This window comes from Rhodoglobus sp. G.S.4, assembly GCF_056619605.1.
Map to the genome: position 1 here is coordinate 2,266,677 of NZ_CM152748.1, position 19,748 is coordinate 2,286,424.

Consider the following 19,748-nt stretch of genomic DNA (forward strand, 5'->3'; position numbering starts at 1 on the left):
CGGCGGTAACGCTACTCCGCTTCGGGAAGCTCCCAGGGCGCCGCGATGGGGTAATACTCGTCAAGGAACGTGCGCACAGCAGCCGCACGGTCTTCCGCTGATACCTCCGGAAAGCTGCTGTCATTCAGGCAGAAAAAGTCACTCGACCGTTTGCGGAGCAGCGACCGCATCTTGCGCAAACCCTCAAGCGATGTCGTATCAACATACTTGACCTTGGCATCCGCCTGAATCATCGCCTTGCCGCTCAACAGCGCGTAGTAGTGGTACAGCGAATTGGTCACTGAAACGTCAGTGGCTTGGCGGAAAGCACTCGCACTGGTGCGCTTGAAATCCTCCGGGAATTCCTGCTCCAACTCCTTCAAAACCGAAACCCGCAAGGGCGTTGCAGCATGCTCGAGATGACGCGTTATGGTCGCGCCAAACTTCTGCTGCAATAGTCGACGATTCACCCGCGCCGCATTCTCAAAGCCGGAACGCTCGACACTGCTCTCCCCCAGACCAATACGGGTGCGCGCCTCAATAAATTTCGACACCCCACCGGGCGTGAAGAAAGCCGACGGGCTCACCGAACGACCAAAGAACATGTCGTCATTCGAATACAAAAAGTGCTCACTGAGGCCCGGGATGTTGTGCAGCTGGCTCTCCACGGCATGCGAATTGTGGGTAGGCAGATCGTCGTGGTTAGCGAAAAAGTCTTCGCTGCGCATCAACGTGACCCGCGGATGCTCGGCCAACCATGCCGGACGAGGCGAGTCAGTCGCAATATAGATATTGCGAATCCACGGTGCGAACAAGTGCACCGAACGCAGAGCGTATTTCAGCTCATCCAACTGCCTAAAGCGTGCCTCGGAGTCGTCACCCTCACCAACAACAAAGTTCGCCATGCGGGCAGCGCGAGCTTTTTGCCACTCCAACTCGGCGCCGTCAACCCACGAAAACACAATGTCGATATCAAATTGAATATCGCTGGCAAGCGGATCGAACATTCCCCGCAGCGTCGGCCACGACTGGCCGTAAAATTCGACAGTGTCGTCGATTGCTTCGCTGCGCGGCACCCACCGACGCATCAACGCATTCGGGTTAGGGGCTACTACTTCGTCACGAACGTATTCCCACAGTTCAAGGCGCACACCGAATGGCGCATCGAATCGGAGACGGCCCGCCGGCTCAACCCTCGGACGAAACAGCATCATCGCTTTCGCCTTAATGGCAGACACCAGAACGCCACCCGCCACGAGAACAGGACTGTCACGGGCATCCGATGCCACCGGCTTGCCGTTCTCTTTAATGCGGGCCGGCTTCACATAAAATGGTTCATTTTGGCACGCGGAAACTAAAGCAAATCCGAGCGCTTTGCGGTCTTTCCAATCGACTGCCAACACAGGTGTTTCGCCGTCACCGCGCACCAACAAAAACTTGATGCCCGCATCATCGAGCACACCGCGAAGAAACAGGAGATCGTGGCGCACCGCTTCCCGCGGTGTCAAAGTGTCATTACTCAGAGCCAAAAGCCCGTCGTGCAAAACAACATCATCGCGGTCAACAACCGCGGGAGAAGAAACATGATCAATCATGGGGGCCCCTTCGTGAAAGCGTGAGTGAGCTGCCCAGCGACCGAAGTGCCGTTAGCTTTTCTCAGAATAGCCTGACCCACTGAGAATCGGCCGGATTGCGCCCCGCGTGCTAGCTCAAGAGCGGCATCCTTACCGTGAAACACACACTGTGTCATTGAGTCATACTCGGTAGAGTTGAGCTACCCACCAAGGAGGCATCATGACCGACTTCTCCCTTCTCTGGGGAATCATCCCGATTCTCGCGGTCGTTGCGTATCTCGCACTAATTGTCGTTGCGCTCATGCAAGTCTTCAACTCGACAATGCCGACTAATACCAAACTGCTCTGGTTGATCGTCATTCTCATCGCACCATTTATCGGATCACTCATTTGGTTCGCTATCGGGCGAAACTCGGCACTGCTCTAGCGCTACCAGAAATGCCGCTCTAGACAATGAATCCCTCGGGAGCTGCGCCCAACAGTTCTCTCGTGTGCACGATGTGAGCGAACTCGTCATGAAGGTTCACTCCGGTTATGCGGGAGAGTTCATCGGCGGTGACTTCTTCGCCATACGGTCCGACGCGATCGAAAGTATGGGTGGCATCCAACACGAACGTCACCTCATAACCGAGATTGCCACCGACCCTCGCAGTGGTTTCGCAGCAGTGGTTTGTGGTGATGCCGCAGATTGCGATCGAGTTGATTCCGGATGCTTGCAGCCACGAGTCGAGATCAGGGCTGCCATGAAAGCTAGAGTTCACTGATTTCGACACAATCAGGTCGGGAGTGCCCGACAGTACATCCTTGAACTCATTACCCTGCGAGCTCGGATGCAGGGGTGATTCAGGATCGGCGGAATCGTGGCGAACATACACAATGGGCCAGCCTTCGCGACGCCAGTGACCAATCAGCATGCCAATATTTGATTCGCAGTCGGGGTTGTTGCGATCGCCCCAATAGTCGGAATCGTCGAAGCCTCGTTGAACATCCACCACTATCAGTGCTGTAGCCATCGCGGCCTCCTCGCCGTAACCGTCGCTACCGAACTAGCCGACGCTTACCCCAAATAGTAAACCTAGGAGATAGGTTGCCGCAGCGGCACCATAACCAATCGCTAGTTGGCGCAGCGCCCGCTTCAGCGGCGAAGCACCCGAGAGCAGCCCGACGATAGCGCCAGTAATGAGAAGCGCGATACCGACGAGGCCGCTGGCGATGAAGACAGCAGTGAGCCCTTCAGCACCAAAGAGGTACGGCAGCACTGGGATGACCGCACCAGAGGCAAAGAACATGAAGCTGGATGCGGATGCTCCGACGGCCGACCCGATGGGATTGTGCGCAGAAGTATCGCGCTCGGCCTGCTTTTCTGGGCCGGCTAACACTTCAGCAGCGTGCACGTCAGCGTCTTGCTCGCTCATTCCGCGAGCGCGGTAAACGAGGGCCAACTCGTTTTCGTCGACGTCGAGGTGAGAAACCGAATCGGTCGCAATGGGTCCATGGGCGGCAGCATTCTCGAGTTCGAGTTGCGACCGAACAGAGACGTATTCGCCTGCCGCCATTGAGAGCGCACCGGCGAGGAGCCCGGCAACACCAGAAAGCAACACGATCGAGTTGGGCAATCCTGCCGCACTCATACCGAGCACGAGGGCGAGGTTGGAGACGAGCCCATCGTTGGCTCCGAACACGGCGGCGCGGAACGTACCCGAGAGACGTTGGCGGCCACGCGTCGCGAGAGCGCGCACCACTTCCTCGTGCACCGCTTCGTCGGCGGCCATCGAGTCTGTTGCGTCAGCATCATCCATATACGGCGATCGGGATTCTGCCCGCTGCGCAAGCGCGAGCACAAAGACTGAACCAAATCGCCGAGCCAAGAGGCCAAGCAGTCGGGTGCGCGGGTCTGTCGCCAGTGGACGACCAGCATGCTCGCCAAGCAAGGTTAGCCAGTGATCTTCGTGACGTTTTTCTGCCGCAGCAAGTGCCAACAGAATCTCGCGCTCTTCGCCGGTGCGACGGGATGCAAGATCACGGTAGACGGCGGCTTCGGCACGTTCGGCCGCAAGATAGCGTCGCCAGCGCCGAACCTCGCGAGGGGTGGGGGTGCGCGTCATGCGGAGTACTCGATTCCCCAGGTAGCCGAGAACTCGACCCCCGGCTCAAGCCAGAGGAGCCCACGGCCAGTGTTGAACGCGTTCGGCGCTGCCGTCATCGGCTCAATCGCGACAACCTGGCCGACACCCGCAAGGGTCGGAAAGTTGCGCGGAGTAAAGAGCTGCACGAAATCGAACTTCTCATCGACAGTGACCCGAAGCTCGCGGCCATCCGGTGCGGTGAGACGAGCTGCGACACCGTCAACAACCTCAATGCCGGCGAACGCAGTATCCAGATCTAGTTCGCCAATCAGGCGTCCACCCCTCAGGTCAAATTCGGTACCGGCCACAGCAACTTCAGCGGTGGGGATGAGGCGCTCATTCGACTCGAAGCGAGTGGCGGCGCTCATTGTGAGTGTGAGCTGCGCGATCGGGGTCTCACCGAGCTTGAAGAACGGATGAGCACCGAGCGCATAAGGAGCTGCGGCATCCGACAGATTGGTGGCGGTGTGAGTGACGCGCAAGCCGCTCTCGGTCAGTTTGTAGCGCACCGTCGTCCGGACGTGAAACGAGTACCCGTGCTGCGGAAAAATGGTCGCGGCCAGGGTGACCGACTCTGGTGTGCGTTCGACAAGCGTGTAACCGGTGTTGCGGAGCAGACCATGAATGGCGTTGTTGCGGTCGCCCTCAGTGATATCGAGTTGCTGAACCTCACCATCGAGCATCCAGCGACCATCTTCAACGCGGTTCGGCCACGGAACCAACACGATGCCATCAGCGAAGGGAGGCATCGCCGATTCGGCGTACGATTCCACCAGTTCAACGTCACCGATGCTGAACTCCCGCAACGATGCCGCTAGTTCGGTGATGGTCGCCCGCGCCTCTCCCTGCTCAGTGGCGCGAGTGATGATGTACTGGGTTCCGGTAGGCGCAATCACCGCACTAGCCTACCGGCGCAATGCACTCACGAAAGAAGCACCCATGTCAGATATTCGCGACGACGTACTTTACGACTTCGAGGCCGTCTTCGGCCACCCCGCCACTGGCGTGTGGTCAGCCCCCGGTCGCCTCACCCTCCTCGGCACCGCCGATAGTCCAGAGACGGATGCCGAACTGGCCATCGCGATCAATCGCCGCACCGTGCTCGCCGCCGGGCTTCGCTCCGACCGTACCGTACGCATCGCGAGCGCCCTCGTTGATGAGCTCGTCACGATCGAGCTCGACGAGTTGGCCTCGACCGAGGTTCAGGGCTGGAGTCGTATCGCGCTGGGTATCGTGCAGGAGGCACTGACGGCATCCGCGGACGCTGATTCATTGAGCGGCGTGGACGTGTTCATCGACACCACGGTGCCCATTGGCGCCGGATTGGGTTCCTCGGCCGCGCTGGAGGCCGCGATCGCGCTGGCCCTGACTGACCTGTGGAACCTGAGCAAAGACGTCTCCCACTTGCCAGAGCACCCCGAAATTGCGGCGTGCGTGTTTGCGCTCGACGACCACGCCCTCGTGCGGTTAGAGCGCGAGACTCGGCCAGAGCTCCTCCCCCTCGACTGGACGACGGCCGGGCTCGAACTACTCGTCATCGACACTGATGCCCCAACGGCGGACGCCCTCGAGACGGTGACAGCGGATGACGAGGTACGCCGAACCTTGCACACCATCACAGAGAATCAGCGGGTTCGTGACGCAGCGCTCGCCATTCGCGATGAAACACCGCGGCTTCTTGGCGCTCTGCTCGACGCCTCGCACGCGAGCCTGCGCGACGACTACGGCATCTCAACCACCGAAGTTGACCTCGCCGTCGAAACAGCTCTCACCGCCGGTGCTTTGGGCGCGCGGATGCTCGGTCGTCCGTTCAGCGGAGTTGCTGTCGCCCTCGTCGACACCGATACGGCATCCCGGGTGCGAGTAGCTCTCGATGGAGCTTTCGCCGAGCACGCAATGGGGCAACCCACCGTGGAGGCGTTCTCGCCGTCGCAGGGTGCCCTGCGCGATCGTTAGCCGTTGATCTTGAATACAACGGCGATCGCGAGGCCGATCGCGACAATCGTGCCGGCCCAGACCCACACTTGAGCCCAAGGAAAACGGCGCTTACGTGGAGTGCGGGGGGTCACTCGCTGTGGCCTCGGCGGCCGTTCTGCGCTCACCGCTACAGCCGTTCAGCCGCGTCGACGACGTTCTTGACGAGCATCGCGCGAGTCATCGGACCAACCCCGCCTGGCATTGGTGAGAGGAATCCTGCGACCTCTGCCACGCCGGGATCAACATCTCCAACGAGTCGGCCCTTGCCTGTTTTATCGTTGATGACGCGAGTGATTCCGACGTCGAGCACTGCCGCCCCTGGCTTGATCCACTCGGGGCGGATAAGCCCAGCAGAGCCGACAGCAGCTATCACGATGTCGCCTTGGCGAACGTGGGTTTCGAGTTGGGTCGTGCGGGAATGGGTGAGGGTGACAGTGGCATCCAGACCCTTGCGGGTGAGAACGAGGCCAAGGGGCCGCCCGACCGTGAGACCTCTACCGACAACAACGACGTGCTTGCCGGAGATGGGCACGTTGTACCGCTCCAGCATTTCGACAATTCCGGCTGGGGTACATGGCAGCGGGGAGTCGAGTTTCGTGCCGACACCTAGAACGAGGCGACCCAGGTTTGTCGGGTGCAGTCCATCCGCATCTTTGGCCGGGTCCATGAGTTCGAGCATCGCGTTCTCATCGAGACCGGCAGGCAGCGGCAACTGAATAATGTAACCAGTGACAGCAGGGTTTTCGTTCAGGGCAATGATGGCATCCCGAACTTCATCAGCGGATGCTGTGGCTGGCAAATCGACTCGAATAGATTCGATGCCAATTTCGGCGCAGTCGCGGTGCTTACCGGCAACGTAGGAACGGGATCCCGGGTCGTCACCAACGAGCAGGGTGCCGAGGCCCGGGGTGATGCCACGGGCTTTGAGGGCGTCGACGCGAACACGCAGTTCGTTTTTCACTGCGGTTGCCGTGGCAACACCATCAAGTTTCACTGCGGTCATCATTTTCCATTCACGTTGGGCCACACGCTCGAGTGGCCGCTTCTACACACTGCTCTGTCTATTAAACGCTAAAGAGCTCGTCGCCAGGTTCACTCGGCAACGAGCTCTCTAGTTGTTCCTGTCCGGGCCTGTTCGGGCCCGGTTAGTCCTGGTGGTGCTGCTTATGCCCAGCTGCCTGGGCTTTCGAGTCCTTCATAGAGCGGGAAGGCATCGGCGAGCGCGCGGGCGCGAACCTGCAGTGCGGCGATGTCGGCTCCGGGCTTGAGGGTTTCGGCAATGATGTCGGCTACCTCGGTGAATTCGGCGTCACCGAATCCGCGGGTAGCAAGCGCTGGCGTTCCGATGCGGAGCCCTGAAGTCACCATCGGTGGGCGCGGGTCAGCGGGAACAGCGTTGCGGTTGACGGTGATGTCGACGGAGTGCAGCAGATCTTCGGCTTCTTGACCGTTGAGCTCTGACTTGCGCAGGTCGACGAGCACGAGGTGCACGTCGGTGCCTCCCGTGAGTACGTCGATGCCGAGCTCTGTCATGTCGTCGCGAACTAGACGCTCAGCGAGAAGCTTGGCTCCACGAAGGGTGCGCTCTTGGCGATCCTTGAACTCGGGCGTTGCCGCGAGCATGAACGCGGTCGCCTTGGCGGCGATGACGTGCATGAGGGGTCCACCCTGTTGTCCGGGGAACACATTGGAGTTGATCTTCTTGGCGATGTCGACGTTGTTCGTGAGGATGAAGCCCGAACGTGGCCCACCGATCGTCTTGTGCACTGTCGACGAGACGACATCCGCAAAAGGAACGGGATTCGGGTGCAGGCCGGCAGCAACGAGCCCCGCGAAGTGAGCCATGTCGACCCAGAGCACTGCTCCGACCTCATCGGCGATCGAACGAAACTCGGCAAAGTCGAGCTGACGCGAGTATGCCGACCAGCCAGCGATGATCACGTGCGGCTGAACTTCGATGGCCTTGGCGCGAACGTCGGCCATGTCGAGAACGCCGGTCTCTTCGTTTACTCCATAGGCGTGCGCTTCGTAGAGCTTGCCAGAGAAGTTGAGGCGCATACCGTGCGTGAGGTGCCCGCCATGGTCGAGAGAGAGCCCGAGAATGCGGTCGCCGGGCTTAGCAATAGCGGAGAGCACTGCGGCGTTGGCCGATGCTCCCGAGTGCGGCTGAACGTTGGCGAATGCAGAACCGAACAGGCTCTTAGCGCGCTCGATGGCGAGTTTTTCGGCAATATCCACAAATTCGCAACCGCCGTAGTAGCGGCGTCCCGGATAACCCTCTGCGTACTTGTTGGTGAGAACCGAGCCCTGTGCTTCAAGAACGGCACGCGGAACAAAGTTCTCGCTCGCAATCATCTCGAGGGTGTTGCGCTGGCGACCGAGCTCTTGAGCGAGCACTGCAGCGATCTCGGGGTCTACCTCAGACAGAGGAGAAAGGAATGTTGACACAGATGAGCTCCTTGCGACTTGGGTGGATACGTCAAATCTACCGGGTGCTGGTCAACGTCGCGAGAACCTGCAAGAATTAGTCTTAGTTAGTTAGGATCCCTGACAAACCCCTCGCCGATCGGAACTCAATGACGACTGCCCCCGTGATGCCCGCCCCCGTACACTTCAGCGCCGGAGCAGGCCACTGTGCCCTCACTGACACCACGGTCATCCATGCCACCGGCAGCGCACAGCCCGTCGCCGAATACTTAGCCGAACTGCTTCGTCCGGCAACAGGATTCCGCCTTCCCGTTGCCACCGCAGCCACCGCAGAAACTCTGGACTCCCCGACAATCGAGCTCACCATCGGCGACACCGCGCAGCCGACACCGGGTTACCTCCTCAGCGTCACCGAAACGCGAATCGAATTGCGAGCGGATGACGCCGCTCAACTTTTTGCAGGAGTTCAGTCGCTGCGCCAGTTGCTTCCGCACGCGATCGAACACCACACGGTGCAGGATGTCGCCTGGCTCGTGCCGTGCGTCGACATTAGTGATTACCCTCGCTTCTCCTATCGCGGCGCGATGCTCGACGTTGCGAGACACTTCTTCGATGTGACCGCCGTCAAGCGCTACCTCGACCGGATGGCGCTGCTCAAGCTTAACGTGCTGCACTTGCATCTGACCGATGATCAGGGCTGGCGCATCCACATCGACTCGTGGCCGAATCTGACAGGCCTCGGCGCAACCACGGCCGTCGGCGGCGGGGTTGGCGGTTTCTATACCAAGGCCGACTACACCGAGATTGTTGAGTATGCGGCATCCCGCTACATCACTGTCGTGCCCGAAATTGATGTGCCCGGCCACACCAATGCGGCCCTGTCTGCCTACCCCGAACTTAATTGCGACGATGTTGCGCCTGCGCCGTACAGCGGTATCGAAGTGGGATTCAGCTCCTTGTGCATTGAGAAGGAACTGACGTATCAATTTCTGGATGACGTATTTCGTGAGATTAGCGAGCTAACCCCGGGCCGGTACCTTCACCTCGGTGGTGACGAATCACTCGCGACAAGCGACGAAGACTATCTCGAGTTCATCCAGCGCGCGACGGCGATTGCGGCAAGCCATGGCAAGACTCTGATCGGCTGGCACGAGATGGGGCGCAGCCGCGATTTGCCCGCCGGAACCGTTGGTCAGTATTGGAGCTACGTCACCCCTTGCGATGATGCCGACAAACGGGTGGCCTCCTTCATCGAGCAGGGCGGCCAGATAATCATGTCCCCCGCAGATGCCATCTACCTCGATATGAAATATGCGGGTGACGAAAAGCTGGGCTTGGAATGGGCTGACGGGCCGACCACTCTCCACGATGCCTACAACTGGGACCCAGCAGCCATCACCAGCGGGGTGACAGATGAGCACATCCTCGGCATCGAAGCACCACTCTGGACCGAGACAATCGACAATGTGCGCGATCTGGAATATATGGTCTTTCCGCGCATTATCGCCGCCGCCGAAATTGCGTGGTCGCCACGCTCCGCGCACGACTGGGCCGATTTCACTCGCCGTCTGGCAGACTGGTCGCCGCGGCTCGATGCCGCAGAGATCACCTACAACCGCGTCAATGAAGTGAGCTGGCCGAAGTGAGCTGGCCTGGAATGAGCAGCACATCGTGAACGACCACGTCATCCATTCGGCGCAGCTAGTTACCGGCAGCGAGATCGTCGACGATGGTTGGGTGGCGTGGCAGAACGACACGATAGTCGCGATTGGCGCTGGCGATGAATGGCGAGCCAACACGACAAACGAGACAACAGTCACGGATGCCGCCGGCAACTTTCTCACTGCCGGTTTCGTTGACATTCACTGTCACGGCGGCAACGGCGCAGCGTTCGATGCTGGCCCAGACGCCATTCGCACCGCTCTCCGTGCGCACCGGGCCAAGGGCACAACCCGCTCCGTAATCTCACTCGTGAGCGGAGACCATGCGAGCCTCGTTCGAAACTTGGCGACAATCGCGGAACTTGCCGCCAGCGATCCTCTGGTACTGGGCAGTCACTTGGAGGGCCCATTCCTCAACCACTCGTTCAAGGGAGCCCACAGCCCTGACGCGCTGCGCAACCCCACCGCCAGCGAGATTGACGAACTGCTTGCTGCCGCCAATGGCACGCTGCGACAAATCACTCTCGCCCCCGAACTCGACGGGGCAATGGAGGCCATCTCCCAGCTGAGCGCCGCCGGTGTAACCGTTGCGATCGGCCACACCTCAGCCGATTACGACCAGACGCTCGCCGCGATCGATGCCGGGGCGCGACTGCTCACCCACACGTTCAACGCCATGCATGGCATCCACCACCGCGAGCCTGGGCCCATTACGGCGGCGATCAGTCGAGAATCCGTGGTTCTTGAGGTCATCAATGACGGCGTGCACGTGCATCCCGATGTCGTAAAGATGTTGTTTGCGTCGGCACCAGGGCGCGTCGCGCTTGTTACCGACGCCATGGCTGCGGCGTGTTCCCAGGACGGGCAGTACCGGCTGGGGTCGCTCGACGTCACCGTCACGAATGGGGTCGCTCGACTCAGCAATGGCGGCTCAATCGCTGGATCTACGCTGACGATGGATGCCGCGGTGCGTCGAGCTGTAAACGAAGTTGGGCTAACTCTGCCGCAGGCTGCTGCCGCGGCTTCCGCTGTGCCGGCGAGGGCTATTGGGCGCTCCGGCGATCTGGGCACTCTGGCTCCCGGATTTGCCGCCGACGCCGTGCTGCTCGATGCCGACCTTAGGGTGCAGGCGGTGTGGGCTGCTGGTCACGAACTGCCGCAGTCCGAGCACTCCGACGCCTAAGGAGTTCTCCTCCGACGATCGCGAACACCACGGCAACGCCGAGAATGGCGGCGTCGACGTAGGGCAGCGAGATTACGCCGTACTGATCGAGCAGAATGCCGCCGAGGAGTGCGCCGCCGCCGATACCAATGTTGAACGAGGTGGTGAGGTAGGCCGAGCCGACGTCGCGCATGCGGGGTGAGGCCAATTGCAGGAGTCGGGTCTGCATCATGGCGGGGACTCCGCCGAAGGCGATGCCCCAGACGGCGATGACGGTGAACATGATTGCGGGTTGCGCCGGGAACATTCCGAGCAGTGCTGCACAGATCGCGACGAGCGCAACGGTGACGGGGATGATGCTGCGGGGGAAGCGATCAACGAGGAGCCCGGCTAGTGCAAGACCGACAGCACCAGAGGCACCAAAAATGAGCAGCACACCGGCGACAGCGCCGCCCTCGATCCCGGCGGGACCAATCAGATAGGGAACGATGTAGGTGTAGAAGAGGTTGTGGCCGAGCATTGCCAGAGCAACCAAAATGCACACGTAGATCACGCCGGGCACTGAGCGGTCTTTGCGCAAGGGAATCGAAATTTCGCCAGTGGCGAGAGGCTGCTGGTGATCAACGGGAGGCAGAATCCGCACGACCATGATCGTGAGCGCCAAAATGATGATCGCGATTACGACGAAGGCGAGTCTCCAGCCGAGGGCGTGGCCGAGAGCGGTTCCCACAGGCACACCGAGCACGAAGGCTGCGGTGGCTCCGGCGCTCGTGACGGCAACAGCTCGCCCGACCTGATGCGGGGGGACGAGGTGTGCCGAGTAGGCCCCTACGACAGCCCAGAACAGTCCGTGCGACAGCCCGCCGATAATTCGGGCGATAACCAGAACGGCATAGTTCGGGGCGGCAGCTGCCAGAAGGTTTCCGACTACAAAAACCAACAACACCACAATGACAAGCTTCTTGCGGGGCTGATTTCGAGTGAGCGCGGCAAGCGGTGCGGTGGAGATCACGACAGTGGCCGCAAAGATCGTGATGAGCAACCCGACTTGCGACTCAGAAACCGAGAGCTCAGAAGCAATCTCCGGCAACAAACCGGTCGGCAACCACTCGCTAGTGACCGAGGTAAAGATCAGCGCTGAGAGGGTAAAGAGACCCGCCCACGGAAACGCTTGAGAAGTGGCGGATGCTGGTGACGTGCGTGGCGTGCTCATATCTGCCTAAGCCTATCGCTGGCACCGGTACGCTAATTCTGTGACCACCTCAACGCACTGGATAGTAACTCTCACTTGTGACGACAAGCCCGGCATCGTTCACGCCATCAGTGGGGCCATTGTTGACGCCGGTGGCAACATCACCGAATCCCAGCAATTCTCCAGCGGCGACACCGGCCGCTTCTTCATGAGACTCCAAGTGGAATCGGATGCTTCGCGCCACGATTTCGAGACAGCCCTCGCACCCGTGACCGAGCGGTACGCGATGGAATGGCAACTCGATGTTGTGGGGCGCCCCCTGCGCACTCTTGTTCTGGCATCCAAGGCTGGACACTGCGTCAATGACCTTCTTTACCGTCAGCGTGCAGGTCAACTAGCGGTCGATCTTCCGCTCATCATGAGCAACCACCCTGATCTGGGTTCTCTTGCCGAGTTTTACAAAGTGCCGTTCGAGTCACACGCAGTGACGACGCCCGGCCAGAAGTTGGCGTTCGAAGATCGCATCCTCGAGGTAGTCGAACAGCACGACATCGAACTCGTGGTGCTTGCCCGCTACATGCAGATCCTCTCCCCCGAGCTGTGCGAACAGTTGAGCGGCAAGATCATCAACATCCACCACTCGTTCCTGCCCGGCTTCAAGGGCGCAAACCCTTACAAACAAGCGCACGCTCGCGGCGTGAAGCTCATCGGCGCCACCGCCCACTTCGTGACGAGTGACCTCGACGAGGGACCCATCATTGAGCAGAACGTGGTGCGCGTCGATCACGCCAGCACCTCAAGCGAACTGGTCTCGATCGGTCAAGACGAAGAGAGCCGCACCCTCACGCAAGCAGTGAAGTGGTTTGCCGAAGACCGCGTACTGCTCGACGGGGCGCGCACAATCATCTTCCGCTAACCTTCCGTGTCAAGCATTTCGAGCAGTCGATTAGTCGTGCGCCAGTTGCGCACCGTCATCCGCTTCGACAGTCGGTTACTGCGCAGCCGATCGATTCGCGACTTCGCCGAATCGACGACCGTGCGCGAGAAGTAGAGCGCATCCGGCCCCGGTGCGATTGAGTCGACGTTGTCATTGAGCTCTGGCAACTGCTCCATCGCTTCCGCAGCAGTGAACGGTCGCTTGAGAAAAAGCACATCTCCCAATAACTCTGACGAGCCGTGATTGGCCGGGGCTGCCGCGATCGTTGCGGCGAGTTCATCCCGCGACCGCACCACGGTAATAATCTCTGTCTCAAAACTCTCGAACAGCATCCGTTCGATAGTCACTTCAAGTTCCGCGCTGCTCCCCGAATTGCAGGCAAACAAGACATTGCCACTCTGAATAAAAGTTCGAACGCCCTCAAAACCAGCAGCACTAAAACAATCGATCAACGACTTCATGCTGATCACATTTTTGCCGCCGACGTTAATACCGCGAAGCAGTGCCACATACTTTGTCATTGCCTAGTGCAGCCGTTCCCAATCGAGGCGGTTCTCCCACGAATAGCGATAATACTCAGCGAACTTCAACTCGGATGCCGCAGCCTCATCCACAATCACGGTAACAGTGGAGTGCAACTGAATTGCCGACCCCGGAAGGCTCGCCGTTACCGGACCCTCAACAGCCCCCGCGAGCGCTGCAGCCTTCGCCTCACCAAACGCCAACAACACCAGGTGCCGAGCGCGCTGGATCGTACCGAGCCCCTGAGTGACACAGTGTGTAGGAACATCATCGGGAGAATCGAAAAAGCGCGCGTTATCGAGACGGGTCTGTTTCGTCAGCGTCTTCACACGAGTAAGCGAGGCAAAGGACGACCCCGGCTCGTTGAACCCAATATGGCCCGTCGAACCGATGCCCAAAATCTGTAAATCGACACCACCCGCTGCCACAATCGCCCGCTCATAATCGTCACCCGCAGTCTCGATAGGCCCGCTCTCAGCCGGCACCTGCACGAGCGCGGGCGTCAACCCGAGCGGCTCAACCACTTCGCGCGTGATTACCGAGCGGTAGCTTTCGGGATGCCCAGCAGGCAATCCAACATATTCATCGAGAGCAAACCCCCGCACAGCAGACAGATCAAGACCGCGAGCCGCGAGAGCAGACCACGTCGTCAAGGGCGTCGATCCCGTCGCTAAGCCGAGGACGGCATCCGGAGTCCGCCGCACGAGCGCCTCAATCAGATCTGCGGCAACCTCGCCTGCCGCCTGCTTCGAGTCAACAATTACTACTTCTGCCAATTCGCTACCTTCTCGCTACTCACCATTGCAGCACCGACCGCCGCGGCAGGGAACCCCTGCGGCAACCCGTGCACCCGTCCACTCAACCCGATGGAGGCGAGGAACGCTGAACTTTTCTCCCAACGCGCAAGCACTGCACGCACATCATCAAGCAAATCGGTGAGCGTACTCACCCCGCCGCCAAGCACAACCGAATCCACATCAATCGTCAAAACGAGCATGCGCACGGCGGAAGCCACGCTCTCGACCAGTCGAGTGCGAACAGCGATCGCTGCAGAATCCCCGGATGCCGCAGCCTCAAAGAGGGCCGTTGTCGGCTGATCAGAGTCAGTGGGCCACATGCGCGCCACGCCCGACCCTGATGCTGCAGTTTCGAGGCACCCGCGCTGACCACACCGACACTCGAGCCCATTCGGATCAATCGGCACATGTCCGATCTCGCCCGCAGCACCGCGAGAACCACGCCACAATTTTCCGCCAAGCACGAGACCAGCGGCGAGACCGGTACCCAAGTTGAGGAACGCCATTGAGTGACTCGAATCAGTCTCCAAGAGATGAAATGCGCCGAGCGCTGCAGCGTTGACATCGTTATCGATGCTCACACTGCGTCCAAGTCGCGAATCCAGTTCTGCTCCAAGGTCGAGACCATCAATGGCCAGATTCACCGCGTGCGAGACACGACCATCCACCACGGTTCCCGGAATGCCAATTCCAATGCTCGTGAAATCAATCATGCTCACCCCCACACGACTGGCCAACTCCTCGAGCGCCAGAACAGTGGATGCGACGAGCGCGTCAGGCCCGATACCGGAACGAACCCGAACTTGCCCGGCAATCGCTCCCTGTTCGTCGATCGCGACGGCATCCGTTTTGGTTCCGCCGATATCGACACCGACTTTGTAGAGCCCAGTCACCCCTTCACCGCCCCCGAAACGAGACCGCTCGTCATCCGACCCTGAACGATCAAGAAAAAGACGATGACGGGGATCGCCATCAAGGTTGAGCCGGCCATGATCGCCGCCCAGTTAGTGGTGCCGTTTGCGATTTGGAACGTGCGCAACCACACCGGAAGGGTCATCATCTCTGGTCGAGAGTTCACGACAAGGGCGAGCAAGAACTCGTTCCACGCCTGGATGAATCCGAAGACACCGGTAGCGACGAGGCCCGGCGCGAGCAACGGCAGAGTGATTCTCCAAAAGGCTCCCGACCTGGAGAGCCCATCGATCATTGCTGCCTCTTCAAGCTCGACAGGAACCCCGTTTACGAAGCCCCGCAAAGTCCAGATAGTGAAGGGCAAGACCGTAGCAACATACACAATCGTGAGACCCATGATCGTGTTGAGGAGCGACCAGCTATCAAGAACTCGATAGGTCGACACGATCATCGCCTCTGCCGGAATCATCTGCACGATCAAGATTGTCAGAATGAAGCCCTTACGACTTTTGAACCGAAAACGAGTGACCGCAAGCGACGCCAAGAACGCGAAAACGAGCGCAATGATCACAGTCGACACCGTTACGACAACAGAATTGCCCAGAGCCGGCATGAACTGCGAACGCGTCGTATCAAACAACACCGTTTCGTAGTTGCGCAGCGTGAAATTCTCTGGCCAAAAGTTAACCTCAGAGCCGAGGATCTCGTTATTGGGCTGAAATGAGGTTTGCACCATCCAATAGACGGGAAAGATCGAGAACGCAGTGACGACCGCCGCAATCGCGCTCAAGACAACCTTGGTGACTCGCCGCGAGACCACACCGGCGCGAACGGGGGCTTTCGCCCGTGGCTTCGCTGCTGGCGTCGCCCGTGATGCTGTTGAGACACTCACAGCTCTTCCTCCTTGATGCTCTGGCGGACGTAGTAGAACGAAATCGCGGTAATGACGATTACGGTGATGACCGCAATCGCACCACCGGTGCCGTACTCCCCAGTTCCGAGCGAGTTTTGGTAGATGTAGACGCCCAAAGTGGACGTCTGTTCTTTGATGCCGCCGATTCCCTGCAGAGCGAAAATCTGAGTGAAGACTCGAAGATCCCAAATGATTTGCAGGATGAAAACCACAAGGAAGATGGAACGCAGGTACGGGAAAATGATTAGCCTGAAGCGCTGCACGGGCCCCGCGCCATCCAACTGTGAGGCCTCAAGAACCTCGTCGGGCACCTGCGTTAGTCCGGCATACACCGTGAACACCACGAACGGGATTGCTCCCCAGATCACGATGAGCGCCGCCACGAAAAAGAAACTGAGTGGCTCGATCAGCCACGAATGACCGATGTAGTCGAGACCAAACCAGTGAGTGAGAACGTAATTCACCACTCCATAACCGGTGTCGAACATCCACCCCCACACAATGGTGGCGGTCAAGGCTGGCATAGCCCAGGCCAGAAGCAGCCCGATGGAGAGAATAAGCCGCATGACCTTGCCGAGGGCCGACATCAATAGGGCAATGAGGGTGCCCATGACCATGGTGCTGACAACACACACCGCAGCAAAGGCAAAGCTGCGGAACATGACCAACCAAAATGCCTGATCGGTCAGGACCTCAACGTAGTTGTCGAATCCTATGAATGGTGACGGTGCGCCAAACACCTGCGCGCGCCCGAACTCCTGAAACGACATGATCACGAGTTGGATCAGCGGCCAGCCGATCACGGCAGCGAGAACGGCCGTCGCCGGAATGAGCAAAGAGTAGGGGGTGAACTGCGCGCGTGGCTTCTTTACCGCACGCTGACTGCCCGGCTGCGATGGAACAACGAGGCGATCGCCGTCGACATCGCCCGGAGCGACATCAAGGGTGGGGTTCGGTGACATAAGAGCTCCCGGATATTATTGGACTGTGCCTCGAACCTTTTCCTAGGGCGATGGCAACGAAATGGGTGCTCGACCCGGTCATGCGCGACCGAGCCGAGCACCCTTTTGCTAGAGCCTCTGCCGTTTCCGGCAGGGCTGGCTAACCGTTGAGAATGCTGTCAATCTTCGCGTCGAGATCCTTTGCGAGTGATGACACATCGCCACCCTGAGCAATCTGAACAAAGAAGTCGGTCAGTGCACCCGAAGCTTCAACGTCTGCCCACTTGGGCGATGCTGGTGTCAGTCGGGCGGCACCGGCGGCTTCAGAGATTGCCATAGCTACCTCATCAGTTCCGAGGGTGTCTGCCAGCGATAGCTTTGCTGGCACGAGCCCATTGGCGCCGTAGATTGACTGGAACTCGTCGCTCAGAATGATCGCCAAAGCCTTCTTGGCGAGTTCGGGGTGCGCTGAATTCGCCGAAACGGCAATGTTCGATCCACCGGCAAAGACCTGCGCTGCGCCACCGTCTTTACCTGGCATTGCATAGACGCCAAGGTTTGCTTCCTCATCGGGGCAACCGGGGGTCTCGGCGTCGAGAGGAGCCAAAATCGACCACTTCACCCAGCTCGGAGCCGACAGCTGCAACGTCGTTCCCTCACAGAAACCAACCTGCGGGTTGGTTTCATTGGCGTCCTTGGGAGCGCGCGACGCCTTCGTCATAACCTCTTGAACCTGCTCAAGGCCAGCGATGGATTCGGCTGACGAGAACTGCGACTTCCAGTTGCCGCCATCGAACGTGGCAACTTCGCCGCCGTTCTCCCAGATGAAGGGAAGAGCGTTGTACCAGTCTTGACCTGGCCACCAGATTCCGGATGCACCCGGATTGGCTTCGGCCAGTGCTTCACCATTGCTGACGTACTCGTCGAGTGTTGTCGGAACGCTGAGACCGGCTGCAGCCAGAGCATCCTTCTTATAGAAGACAAGTCGCGACCCCGAGTAGAGCGGAGCAGCGTAGAACTTGCCATCGTACGAACCGGCCTCAACGAAACCGGGAAGGAGATCGTCGCCGCCCAAAGCGTCATAGTCACCCGTGATGTCGAGGAATGCGCCCGCCGATGTGAATGCTGCTGCTTGAGTGTTGCCGACCTCAACGAGGTCGGGGCTATCACTGCCAGAAAGATTCGTCGTGAGAAGGTCAACGAGACCGCCCCACGCCTGTTCTTCGATAGTGAGAGTAGAACCGGGATTCTCCGACTCGAAAGTATCAATCAAGTAGTCACGGGCCTCTTGGGGCGTATCCGTTCCCACCAACCACACGCGCAAATCGGCGGTGGCGTCTTCGCCGCTGCCGCTGTCACCCGCTGAACAACTTGCCAGCGTCAACGCTGCCACGACGCCAAGCGCCGCGATGCTGAGTTTCCTCACTATGTTTCCTTTCCTAGGGCGATGGTGCCAGCGGACAACTGGACACCTCGTGGTGCATAGAGTCCGACTATGAGACTCCGAGTTGCGCGGAGAGAACCATGACGGCTGCGCCGCGCATGACAATGTCCTCTCCGAGCGCTGTCATCCGTACGGTGAGATCGCCGTGGAATTTGGCCATCGTTCGCGCGCGGAGTGTCTCGACGGTGGCTTCTTTAAGCGCACCCTCAAGCAGTGAGGTCGGTCCGCTCAACACAATCTCCGAGAGATTGAGAGCGCCGACGACAGGGGCGAGCGCAATGCCGAGGCGTTGCCCTGCTTCTGCCAAAACTGTGTTCCGAGCTTCATCATCGGATGCCGTCTCCAGAGCCGCATCGAGTCGCGGTGCCGCCAACCAGGTCTCCAAACACCCGGTCTTGCCACACGCACATTCCATGCCGTCATCGGTGCCGACAACAACGTGCCCGATCTCGCCGGCAGCGAAGGTGCTGCCAAAGAGAGGGATGCCGCCGAGGAGCAGTCCGGCGCCGACACCGTGGCCAACTTTGACGAGCATCATGTCGCTTGCCGCGCTGCCGAAGCTGTGTTCGGCGAGCGCCGCGACGTTGGCGTCGTTGGCAACGACGACGGGGAGACCGAATTGTTCGGTGAGCATGCTTTGCAACGGCAGGTCGTTCCAGCCGAGGTTGGGGGCGCTCAGCACAACACCGGCGAGGTCGACTATTCCGGGTGATCCGACACCGATACCGAGCACGGGGCGCGTAACGTGGGCGAGCAATGCCTCAACGAGCGAAATAACTTTGGCCGTGGCATCCGCCCCGCTGCTGTCGGCGAGGGGAATTTCGTGACGGTGCAGGATGGCGCCGTGGAGGTCCATGACGGCACCACGGAAGGTGCTGTAGTCGCTGAGGTCTATGCCGACGATGTCGAATGCTTCAGAGTTGAGCTCGAGCATTGTTGCTGGCTTGCCTGGTCGGCTGCCTTCACGTTGCCCAGTTTCGATGATGAGCCCGTCGACGATGAGTTCGGCGACTAGGTCGGAGATGGTCACACGAGTGAGTCCGGTCTCGCGAGAGATGTCTGCGCGGCTGAGTTCACCTTGCCGGTAGAGGGTCTGGATCACGAGCGATCGGTTGTGATTTCGCGCGTGCTCCGGCAGCACTTTTGCCGTTGGCCGTAGTGCTTTTCCGTTCGTGAACCCCATT

At 59.6% G+C, this 19,748-nt stretch carries 19 protein-coding genes; 5 read left to right on the plus strand and 14 right to left on the minus strand.

Translation table 11 applies throughout. The features are described 5' to 3' along the window. Window positions 1-11: 11 nt before the first annotated feature. On the minus strand, window positions 12-1,574 hold the full coding sequence (locus AC061P_RS11195) for a stealth family protein (protein WP_480391226.1): 1,563 nt from the start codon (window positions 1,572-1,574) through the stop codon (window positions 12-14). Between the two features lie 199 nt (window positions 1,575-1,773). On the opposite strand from AC061P_RS11195, the gene AC061P_RS11200 reads away from it, so the two are divergent. Next, window positions 1,774-1,980: a PLDc N-terminal domain-containing protein gene (locus AC061P_RS11200; protein ID WP_480391227.1), complete on the plus strand. Its 207-nt coding sequence runs from the start codon at window positions 1,774-1,776 to the stop codon at window positions 1,978-1,980. A gap of 19 nt (window positions 1,981-1,999) precedes the next feature. On the opposite strand, the gene AC061P_RS11205 is transcribed toward AC061P_RS11200, so the two are convergent. The 3 genes from AC061P_RS11205 to AC061P_RS11215 are packed head-to-tail and all read right to left on the minus strand — an operon-like array spanning window position 2,000 to window position 4,575. Next, complete coding sequence (locus AC061P_RS11205) at window positions 2,000-2,566, minus strand: cysteine hydrolase family protein (protein WP_449647359.1); 567 nt, start codon at window positions 2,564-2,566, stop codon at window positions 2,000-2,002. A 33-nt stretch (window positions 2,567-2,599) separates the two neighbouring features. Beyond that, complete coding sequence (locus AC061P_RS11210; RefSeq protein ID WP_480391228.1) at window positions 2,600-3,658, minus strand: VIT1/CCC1 transporter family protein; 1,059 nt, start codon at window positions 3,656-3,658, stop codon at window positions 2,600-2,602. Continuing rightward, a complete protein-coding gene (locus tag AC061P_RS11215; protein ID WP_480391229.1) occupies window positions 3,655-4,575 on the minus strand; it encodes an aldose 1-epimerase family protein in 921 nt (306 codons plus the stop codon). The genes AC061P_RS11210 and AC061P_RS11215 overlap by 4 nt, the downstream gene beginning before the upstream one ends. 43 nt (window positions 4,576-4,618) lie before the next feature. Between AC061P_RS11215 and AC061P_RS11220 the strand changes: the two genes are divergently transcribed. After that, window positions 4,619-5,635 (plus strand): galactokinase, encoded by a 1,017-nt coding sequence (locus AC061P_RS11220; RefSeq protein ID WP_449647362.1) that lies wholly within the window; start codon window positions 4,619-4,621, stop codon window positions 5,633-5,635. Window positions 5,636-5,783: 148 nt separating this feature from the next. Here the strand turns inward: AC061P_RS11220 and AC061P_RS11225 are convergent, their stop codons facing one another. Continuing rightward, the gene (locus tag AC061P_RS11225; protein ID WP_480392178.1) at window positions 5,784-6,659 is read right to left on the minus strand and encodes a bifunctional methylenetetrahydrofolate dehydrogenase/methenyltetrahydrofolate cyclohydrolase; all 876 of its coding nucleotides are present in this window, start codon (window positions 6,657-6,659) and stop codon (window positions 5,784-5,786) included. Window positions 6,660-6,820: 161 nt separating this feature from the next. After that, window positions 6,821-8,104 (minus strand): serine hydroxymethyltransferase, encoded by a 1,284-nt coding sequence (glyA, locus tag AC061P_RS11230; protein WP_480391230.1) that lies wholly within the window; start codon window positions 8,102-8,104, stop codon window positions 6,821-6,823. A gap of 128 nt (window positions 8,105-8,232) precedes the next feature. Between glyA and AC061P_RS11235 the strand changes: the two genes are divergently transcribed. Both AC061P_RS11235 and nagA read left to right on the plus strand, forming a co-directional pair. Further along, entirely contained in the window at window positions 8,233-9,729 is a 1,497-nt protein-coding gene (locus AC061P_RS11235; protein ID WP_480391231.1) for a family 20 glycosylhydrolase, read from the plus strand. A 25-nt stretch (window positions 9,730-9,754) separates the two neighbouring features. Then, window positions 9,755-10,927: an N-acetylglucosamine-6-phosphate deacetylase gene (nagA, locus tag AC061P_RS11240; RefSeq protein ID WP_480391232.1), complete on the plus strand. Its 1,173-nt coding sequence runs from the start codon at window positions 9,755-9,757 to the stop codon at window positions 10,925-10,927. On the opposite strand, the gene AC061P_RS11245 is transcribed toward nagA, so the two are convergent. Beyond that, the gene (locus tag AC061P_RS11245) at window positions 10,863-12,119 is read right to left on the minus strand and encodes an MFS transporter (protein WP_449647367.1); all 1,257 of its coding nucleotides are present in this window, start codon (window positions 12,117-12,119) and stop codon (window positions 10,863-10,865) included. The genes nagA and AC061P_RS11245 overlap by 65 nt on opposite strands. A gap of 40 nt (window positions 12,120-12,159) precedes the next feature. On the opposite strand from AC061P_RS11245, the gene purU reads away from it, so the two are divergent. After that, window positions 12,160-13,014, plus strand: coding sequence for a formyltetrahydrofolate deformylase (purU, locus tag AC061P_RS11250; RefSeq protein WP_449647368.1), 855 nt, complete (start codon window positions 12,160-12,162; stop codon window positions 13,012-13,014). On the opposite strand, the gene AC061P_RS11255 is transcribed toward purU, so the two are convergent. The 7 genes from AC061P_RS11255 to AC061P_RS11285 form a co-directional block, all read right to left on the minus strand. After that, on the minus strand, window positions 13,011-13,556 hold the full coding sequence (locus AC061P_RS11255; RefSeq protein ID WP_480391233.1) for a DUF1697 domain-containing protein: 546 nt from the start codon (window positions 13,554-13,556) through the stop codon (window positions 13,011-13,013). The genes purU and AC061P_RS11255 overlap by 4 nt on opposite strands. Before the next feature lie 3 nt (window positions 13,557-13,559). Beyond that, window positions 13,560-14,333: a glucosamine-6-phosphate deaminase gene (locus AC061P_RS11260; protein ID WP_480391234.1), complete on the minus strand. Its 774-nt coding sequence runs from the start codon at window positions 14,331-14,333 to the stop codon at window positions 13,560-13,562. Continuing rightward, window positions 14,321-15,247, minus strand: coding sequence for an ROK family protein (locus AC061P_RS11265; RefSeq protein WP_480391235.1), 927 nt, complete (start codon window positions 15,245-15,247; stop codon window positions 14,321-14,323). Before AC061P_RS11265 ends, AC061P_RS11260 begins: the two co-directional genes overlap by 13 nt. Next, a complete protein-coding gene (locus AC061P_RS11270) occupies window positions 15,244-16,158 on the minus strand; it encodes a carbohydrate ABC transporter permease (protein ID WP_480391236.1) in 915 nt (304 codons plus the stop codon). Before AC061P_RS11270 ends, AC061P_RS11265 begins: the two co-directional genes overlap by 4 nt. Then, on the minus strand, window positions 16,155-17,141 hold the full coding sequence (locus tag AC061P_RS11275) for a carbohydrate ABC transporter permease (RefSeq protein WP_480391237.1): 987 nt from the start codon (window positions 17,139-17,141) through the stop codon (window positions 16,155-16,157). The genes AC061P_RS11270 and AC061P_RS11275 overlap by 4 nt, the downstream gene beginning before the upstream one ends. Window positions 17,142-17,280: 139 nt before the next feature. Next, a complete protein-coding gene (locus AC061P_RS11280; RefSeq protein ID WP_480391238.1) occupies window positions 17,281-18,546 on the minus strand; it encodes an extracellular solute-binding protein in 1,266 nt (421 codons plus the stop codon). A gap of 67 nt (window positions 18,547-18,613) precedes the next feature. Beyond that, window positions 18,614-19,747, minus strand: coding sequence for an ROK family transcriptional regulator (locus tag AC061P_RS11285; protein WP_480391239.1), 1,134 nt, complete (start codon window positions 19,745-19,747; stop codon window positions 18,614-18,616). Window position 19,748 lies beyond the last annotated feature (1 nt).

What these genes read in the sequence shown, in the direction of transcription:
- AC061P_RS11200 (WP_480391227.1), top strand. Translation starts at nt 1,774, where the DNA reads ATGACCGACTTCTCCCTTCTCTGGGGAATCATCCCGATTCTCGCGGTC.
- AC061P_RS11225 (WP_480392178.1), bottom strand. Translation starts at nt 6,659, where the DNA reads ATGACCGCAGTGAAACTTGATGGTGTTGCCACGGCAACCGCAGTGAAA.
- AC061P_RS11205 (WP_449647359.1), bottom strand. Translation starts at nt 2,566, where the DNA reads ATGGCTACAGCACTGATAGTGGTGGATGTTCAACGAGGCTTCGACGAT.
- AC061P_RS11235 (WP_480391231.1), top strand. Translation starts at nt 8,233, where the DNA reads ATGACGACTGCCCCCGTGATGCCCGCCCCCGTACACTTCAGCGCCGGA.
- AC061P_RS11210 (WP_480391228.1), bottom strand. Translation starts at nt 3,658, where the DNA reads ATGACGCGCACCCCCACCCCTCGCGAGGTTCGGCGCTGGCGACGCTAT.
- AC061P_RS11220 (WP_449647362.1), top strand. Translation starts at nt 4,619, where the DNA reads ATGTCAGATATTCGCGACGACGTACTTTACGACTTCGAGGCCGTCTTC.
- AC061P_RS11195 (WP_480391226.1), bottom strand. Translation starts at nt 1,574, where the DNA reads ATGATTGATCATGTTTCTTCTCCCGCGGTTGTTGACCGCGATGATGTT.
- AC061P_RS11285 (WP_480391239.1), bottom strand. Translation starts at nt 19,747, where the DNA reads ATGGGGTTCACGAACGGAAAAGCACTACGGCCAACGGCAAAAGTGCTG.
- AC061P_RS11245 (WP_449647367.1), bottom strand. Translation starts at nt 12,119, where the DNA reads ATGAGCACGCCACGCACGTCACCAGCATCCGCCACTTCTCAAGCGTTT.
- AC061P_RS11255 (WP_480391233.1), bottom strand. Translation starts at nt 13,556, where the DNA reads ATGACAAAGTATGTGGCACTGCTTCGCGGTATTAACGTCGGCGGCAAA.
- AC061P_RS11275 (WP_480391237.1), bottom strand. Translation starts at nt 17,141, where the DNA reads ATGTCACCGAACCCCACCCTTGATGTCGCTCCGGGCGATGTCGACGGC.